Origin of the sequence: Stenotrophomonas sp. PS02300 (assembly GCF_029959395.1) — a bacterium.
Lineage (GTDB): Bacteria > Pseudomonadota > Gammaproteobacteria > Xanthomonadales > Xanthomonadaceae > Stenotrophomonas > Stenotrophomonas maltophilia_AD.
On sequence record NZ_JASCOP010000042.1, the window covers coordinates 24,601 to 31,461 of the forward strand.

The 6,861-nt window shown below is 67.3% G+C and carries 6 protein-coding genes; 2 read left to right on the forward strand and 4 right to left on the reverse strand.

Features of this window, described 5'->3' with window-relative positions; all coding sequences use genetic code 11:
- Window positions 1-28: 28 nt before the first annotated feature.
- From QMX79_RS09935 to QMX79_RS09950, 4 genes are all read right to left on the reverse strand, one after another.
- On the reverse strand, window positions 29-412 hold the full coding sequence (locus QMX79_RS09935; protein ID WP_336618860.1) for an NHLP-related RiPP peptide: 384 nt from the start codon (window positions 410-412) through the stop codon (window positions 29-31).
- Window positions 413-573: 161 nt separating this feature from the next.
- Entirely contained in the window at window positions 574-2,571 is a 1,998-nt protein-coding gene (locus tag QMX79_RS09940; protein WP_282246604.1) for an acetyl/propionyl/methylcrotonyl-CoA carboxylase subunit alpha, read from the reverse strand.
- A gap of 32 nt (window positions 2,572-2,603) precedes the next feature.
- Window positions 2,604-4,214, reverse strand: coding sequence for a carboxyl transferase domain-containing protein (locus tag QMX79_RS09945; RefSeq protein WP_282246605.1), 1,611 nt, complete (start codon window positions 4,212-4,214; stop codon window positions 2,604-2,606).
- A 10-nt stretch (window positions 4,215-4,224) separates the two neighbouring features.
- Entirely contained in the window at window positions 4,225-5,388 is a 1,164-nt protein-coding gene (locus tag QMX79_RS09950) for an isovaleryl-CoA dehydrogenase (protein ID WP_068848392.1), read from the reverse strand.
- Between the two features lie 102 nt (window positions 5,389-5,490).
- Here QMX79_RS09950 and QMX79_RS09955 point away from each other — a divergent pair, with 102 nt between their 5' ends.
- Window positions 5,491-6,105, forward strand: coding sequence for a TetR/AcrR family transcriptional regulator (locus tag QMX79_RS09955; protein WP_282246606.1), 615 nt, complete (start codon window positions 5,491-5,493; stop codon window positions 6,103-6,105).
- A gap of 105 nt (window positions 6,106-6,210) precedes the next feature.
- Window positions 6,211-6,729 (forward strand): c-type cytochrome, encoded by a 519-nt coding sequence (locus QMX79_RS09960; protein ID WP_282246607.1) that lies wholly within the window; start codon window positions 6,211-6,213, stop codon window positions 6,727-6,729.
- The last annotated feature ends 132 nt before the right edge of the window (window positions 6,730-6,861 follow it).

Genomic DNA, 6,861 nt, shown 5'->3' on the forward strand with positions numbered 1-6,861 from the left:
GAGAGGTTCGTTAGTGCACGCCCGCTCGTCACCGGTTGTTGGCAGGTGACGCAGAGTACTGCAAGTTCGATGGCAGCGGTCGGATTCCAAGCTGAGGTACAGGGCCGCCGGCCTCGAAGCAGAACACAACGCGGAACGGCGATTTGACTTGGAGCTGCTTGGCGAGGTTCTCGCGCATCTCCTGGAATTCTTCCTTCGAACCAAGGTTGGCGATCGGGTCGCAGCAGTTCCGGGTCAGGTCTGCGTCAACGCCGAGCGTCGCTAGTGCGTGCGAAGGGTTGGCAGAGAAACTGGCGCGGAACTGATCGTCGCTTATCAGAAGATCAAGAAGACGCTGCACAGTGTCCGCAGGTAGGGGTGCACTTGTCGAAGTCATTGGAAGGTCCCTGAGTTGGAAAGCGTCAGCTGCCATCGCCGGTCGAGGCGACAAATCGCGCCACGCCCGAGCGGAAAATGCTGGCCAGCCAGTGCATGGGCCTCCCGGGCCGGTCGGGCGATGGTAGGAGGAGCCCCGGATGGATCATACATCCTGCGTGGGGCTAAGCCACCCATGGCGCCAGGGGTCTTCGGCCATCAACCAACATGTCCAGTGGTGGCTTCGAAATCCACCAGCACCGCGCCATCGGCCACCTGGTCACCCGACTTGACGCGGTAGCCCTGCACCGTGCCATCGGCCGGGGCCTGCAAGGTGTGTTCCATCTTCATCGCTTCCAACACCAGCAGCGGGGTGCCGCGTACCACCTGCGTGCCCGGTGCCAGCAGCGTGGCCACGATGCGGCCCGGCATCGGTGCGACCAGGCTGCCGGCGTCGGCCACGGCGTGGTCGGCTTCGCTGACCGGATCATGCAGGGTGAAGCGCTGCACGCCGTCGTTGCCGAACAGGTACAGCTCGTTGCCGTCGCGTACCACGCGCGCGCGGTGAAGGGTCTCGCCCACCTGCAACGCCAGCCGCTCGCCCACCATCCGGCCCTGCGCCGCTACCGTGGTGCCGCCCACCTCGATCGACCACGCCTCGCCATGGCCTTCAACGGCCAGAACCTGCTGGTGGCCACGATGCTCCAGCGTCAGCCGCCGCGCGGCACGCTGGCCCAGCCGCCAGCCATCGCGCGCCTGCCACGGCGAGTGCGGGTCACGCGCATCCACCGAAGCTGCTGCATCCGTCGCCATCGCAGCTACGGCCGCCAGCGTCCACAGGGCAGGGTCGGTATCGCCCTGATGCGGCGCCAGCGCGGCCTGCTCGCGTTCAATCAACGCGGTATCCAGCTTCGCGTTGGCGAACGAATCGGTCATCACCAGCCGGCGCAGGAAGGCGGCGTTGGTGGTCACGCCCACCACTTCGCACTCGGCCAGCGCCTGCTGCATGCGGCGCAGCGCGGCATCGCGGTCCACATCCCACACGATCAGCTTGGCAATCATCGGGTCGTAGAACGGGGTGATCGCATCGCCCTGTTCCACGCCCGCATCCACGCGCACGTGCGCGCTGCCGTCCGGCAGCCGCAGGTGGCGCAGGGTGCCGGTGGAGGGCAGGAAGCCCTTGTCGGCGTCTTCGGCGTACAGCCGCGCTTCCAGTGCATGGCCGTTGATTCGCAGCTGTTCCTGCTGCAGCGGCAGCGGTGCGCCGCTGGCCACGCGCAGCTGCCACTCCACCAGGTCGGTACCGGTGATGCACTCGGTCACCGGGTGCTCCACCTGCAGGCGGGTGTTCATTTCCATGAAATAGAAATCGCCGTCGGGCCCGGCGATGAACTCCACCGTGCCCGCGCCCACATAATTCACTGCGCGTGCGGCATCCACCGCGGCCTTGCCCATGGCGGCGCGGCGCTCGGGCGTCATGCCCGGCGCAGGTGCTTCTTCCAGCACCTTCTGGTGGCGGCGCTGCACCGAGCAGTCGCGCTCGAACAGGTACACCACGTTGCCGTGGCTGTCGCCGAACACCTGGATCTCGATATGGCGCGGGCGCTCCACGTACTTTTCCACCAGCACGTGCGCGTTGCCGAAGGCGGACTGCGCCTCGCGCTGGCAGCTGGCCAGCGCCTCGGTGAAGGCCGCGCTGTGGTCCACCTTGCGCATGCCCTTGCCACCGCCGCCGGCGCTGGCCTTGATCAGCACCGGGTAACCGATGCCATCGGCCTGTTCGCGCAGGAACGCCGGTTCCTGCGCATCGCCGTGGTAGCCCGGGGTCAGCGGCACGCCGGCCTGCGCCATCAGCGCTTTGGCCGCGCTCTTGTCGCCCATCGCACGGATCGCCGCGGCGGAGGGGCCGATGAACACGATGCCCGCCTCGGCGCAGGCCTGGGCGAAGTCCGCGTTCTCGGACAGGAACCCGTAACCGGGGTGGATGGCCTGTGCCCCGGTGCGGCGTGCCGCATCCAGGATGGCGTCGGCGCGCAGGTAGCTTTCGCGCGCCGGTGCCGGGCCGATGCCCACGGCCTCGTCGGCCAGGCGCACATGGCGTGCGTCGCGGTCGGCGTCGGAGTACACCGCCACCGTGGCAATGCCCAGGCGCTGGCAGGTGGCGATGACGCGGCAGGCGATTTCGCCACGGTTGGCGATCAGGATCTTGGTGAACATGGAGGTCTCGTTGCGCATGCCAGGGGGCCGGATCACATCCGGAACACGCCGAAGTCGGTCTTGCGGGCCGGGGCGTTGAGGCTGGCCGACAAGGCCAGGCCCAGCACGCGGCGGGTGTCGGCCGGGTCGATCACGCCGTCATCCCACAACCGCGCGCTGGCATAGTAGGGGTGGCCCTGCTGCTCGAACTGGTCGCGGATGGGCGTCTTGAAGGTGTCTTCGTCCTGCGCCGACCACTGCCCGCCCTTGGCTTCAATGCCATCGCGCTTCACCGTGGCCAGCACGCTGGCCGCCTGCTCGCCGCCCATCACGCCGATGCGCGCGTTCGGCCACATCCACAGGAAGTTGGGCGAATAGGCGCGGCCGCACATGCCGTAGTTGCCGGCGCCGAACGAACCACCGATCACCACCGTGAACTTGGGCACCTTCGCGCAGGCCACCGCCATCACCAGCTTGGCGCCGTCCTTGGCGATGCCGCCGTGTTCGTACTTGCGGCCCACCATGAAGCCGGTGATGTTCTGCAGGAACACCAGCGGAATGCCGCGCTGGGCGCACAGCTCGATGAAGTGCGCGCCCTTGAGTGCCGATTCGGAGAACAGGATGCCGTTGTTGGCGATGATCCCCACCGGGTAGCCGTGCAGGTGCGCGAAGCCGGTCACCAGCGTGTTGCCGTAGCGCGGCTTGAATTCGTCGAAGCGCGAATCGTCCACCAGCCGCATGATCACCTCGCGCACGTCGTAGGGCTTGCGCGTGTCGGCCGGAATCACCCCGTACAGCTCCTGCGCCGGGTAGCGCGGTTCCACCGGTGCCTGCACCGCCAGTGCCGGCTCGGGCTTGCGCCAGTTGAGCTGGGCGATGATCGCGCGCACCCGCGCCAGCGCCTGCAGGTCGTTGTCGGCCATGTGGTCGGCCACCCCGGAAATGCGCGTGTGCACATCGGCACCGCCCAGTTCCTCTGCGCTGACGACCTCACCCGTAGCGGCCTTCACCAGCGGCGGGCCGCCCAGGAAAATGGTGCCCTGCTCGCGCACGATCACCGTTTCGTCGCTCATCGCCGGCACGTACGCGCCACCGGCGGTGCACGAGCCCATCACGCAGGCGATCTGCGGAATGCCCTGCGCCGACAGGTTGGCCTGGTTGTAGAAGATCCGGCCGAAATGGTCGCGGTCCGGGAACACCTCGTCCTGCAGCGGCAGGAACGCGCCACCGGAATCCACCAGGTAGATGCACGGCAGCCGGTTCTGTTCGGCCACTTCCTGCGCGCGCAGGTGCTTCTTCACCGTCATCGGGTAATAGGTGCCGCCCTTGACCGTGGCATCGTTGGCCACGATCACGCATTCCACCCCGGACACGCGGCCGATGCCGGCCACCACGCCCGCACTGGGAATCGGGTCGCCATACATGCCGTGCGCGGCCAGCGGCGCGATCTCCAGGAACGCGCTGCCCGGGTCGAGCAGGGCATCGATGCGGTCGCGCACCAGCAGCTTGCCGCGCGCGGTATGTTTCTGCCGCGCCGCTTCGGTGCCGCCCAGCGCGGTCTGCGCCAGGGTGGCGCGCAGGTCGTCAACCACCGCCTGCAACGCAGTGCGGTTGGCCTCGAAGCTCTCGCTGCCCGGTTGCAGCTGGGTGCTCAGTACCGTCATGGCATCGTCCTTACTTGGTGCGCTGGAACAGTTCGCGGCCGATCAGCATGCGGCGGATTTCCGACGTGCCCGCGCCAATTTCATACAGCTTCGCATCGCGCCACAGGCGCCCGGTGGGGTATTCGTTGATGTAGCCGTTGCCGCCCAGGATCTGGATCGCCTGGCCGGTCAGCCAGGTGGCCTTCTCGGCCGAATACAGAATGGCACCGGCCGCATCCTGGCGCGTGGTGCGGCCCAGGTCGCAGGCGCGCGCCACCGCATACACATACGCGCGGCAGGCGTTGAGGCCCACGTACATGTCGGCCAGCTTGGCCTGCATCAGCTGGAACGTGCCGATTGCCTGGCCGAACTGCTTGCGCTCATGCACGTACGGCATCACCACGTCCATCGCGGCCGACATCAGGCCCAGCGGGCCGCCGGACAGCACCACGCGCTCGAAATCCAGCCCGGACATCAGCACGTTCACGCCGCCGCCGACCGCGCCCAGCACGTTCGCTTCGGGCACTTCGCAATCCTCGAACACCAGCTCGCAGGTGTTGGAGCCGCGCATGCCCAGCTTGTCCAGCTTCTGCGCGGTGGAGAAGCCCTTCATGCCCTTTTCGACCAGGAAGGCGGTGATGCCCTTGGCGCCGGCCTCGACGTCGGTCTTGGCGTACACCACCAGCACGTCGGCATCGGGGCCGTTGGTGATCCACATCTTGTTGCCGTTGAGCACGTAGTGGTCGCCGCGCTTGTCCGCGCGCAGCTTCATCGACACCACGTCCGAACCGGCGCCCGGTTCGCTCATCGCCAACGCGCCCACCTTTTCGCCGCTGCACAGGCCGGGCAGGAAGCGCTGCTTCTGCTCCTCGGTGCCGTTCTTGCGCAGCTGGTTCACGCACAGGTTCGAGTGCGCGCCGTAGGACAGGCCGATGCCGCCGGAGGCGCGCGAAATTTCTTCCATCGCCACCACGTGGGCCAGGTAGCCCATGCCGCTGCCGCCGTATTCTTCTTCCACGGTCAGGCCGAGCAGGCCCTGCTCGCCGAGCTTGCGCCAGAGTGGGTGCGGGAACAGGTTTTCCTCATCGGCCTTGGCGGCCAGCGGCGCGATCTCGGCCGAGGCAAAATGGGCCACGCTCTGGCGGAGCATGTCGATCTCTTCGCCGAGGTCGAAGTTCATGGTGGGGACGTGCATGAGGCGGCTCCGCAACGGCTGGAAGGGGTCGAATGCTCCCAGCCTAGTCCTCCCGGGGGTAAAAGTGAACACAAATTCAAAAATTGAACATAGAATCAACAAATGGCCTATAAACGCTCAGCTTTGATGGAAGAACGCCTGGCCGGAGCCCGCGAGCGGATCCTGCTGGCCACCCGGCGGCTGGTGGCGGCCGGCGGCTACCGGAATGCCCCGGTCACCGCCGTGGCGGCCGAAGCGGGGGTGTCCACCGGCCTTATCTATCGGCACTTCCCGTCCAAGGCCGAGCTGTTCGTGGAGGTGCTGACCGACGCGGTCGAACACGAACTGCGCATCTTCGAGGCCATTGCCGCCGAACCGCTGCCCGCGCCCGAGCGCCTGCGCCGGGCGATTACCGCCTTCGTACGCCGTGCGCTGGCCGGGCCCGGGCTGGCCTATGCCTTCATCGCCGAACCGGTGGATCCGGAAGTGGAAGCCGAGCGCATCCGCTGCCGCCGCCTGTTTGGCGACGTGTTCCGCCGCATCGTGGCCGATGGCGTTGCAGCCGGCACTTTCCCTGCGCAGGACACAGAGGTGGCGGCCGCCTGCATCGTCGGTGCGTTCACCGAAGCCCTGGTCGGGCCCACCGCGCCCAGCCGCGATGCGCATGGCGACCAGACCGCGCTTGTCGAATCGATATGCGTTTTCTGCCTGCGTGCTGCAGGCGCCTCCCAGGTCTGATGCTGCATTGCGGTAGTTTGCGGCGGCTTGCAGAGCGCCGCCGACGCTGGTCATACTCGGCCGACAAGCCGTGGTCCAACGACTACCAGCCAGGGGTAACAGAGAGTGCGGAATTACGACCTCGAGTTCCTGAAACGCTTTTCCATGGTCATTGCCTTATTGATGGCCATCACGCTCGGATTGATCCTATTCGCCGCGTACCTGCACACCCGCATTCCCCCTGAAGTCTCGCCCCAGGCCGCCAAGCGCACTGAACTGCGCATTGCCCCGGCCGGTGCGGTCTATGCCGGCGCCACCGGTGCCGCCGACCAAGCCGCAGCCAAGGCGGCGGCGATGGCCAAGGCCGCCTCGCAGGTGGCCTACGGTGGCACCACCGATGGCAAGGTGATCTTCGACAACCTGTGCACCGCCTGCCACACCACCGGCGTCGGCCAGGCGCCGACGCTGGACCACGCCCATTGGGATGCACGCCTGGCCCAGGGCAAGGACACCCTCTACAAGCACGCCTTGGAGGGCTACACCGGCCCGGATGGCGGGATCATGCCGCCCAAGGGTGGCAACCCCGGCCTGAGCGAAGAGCAGATCCACGCCACCGTGGATTGGATGCTGGCGAACCTGAAATAACCGGCGGGGCGGGTGCTGCGTGGCATCCGGCACCGCGTGGGACACGCATGGCGTGTCTCTACGCGGTGGGGCGCCGTGCCCCCATGCGCCCGCAACGTTGCCGGCACACGTAGCGACACGCCATGCGTGTCC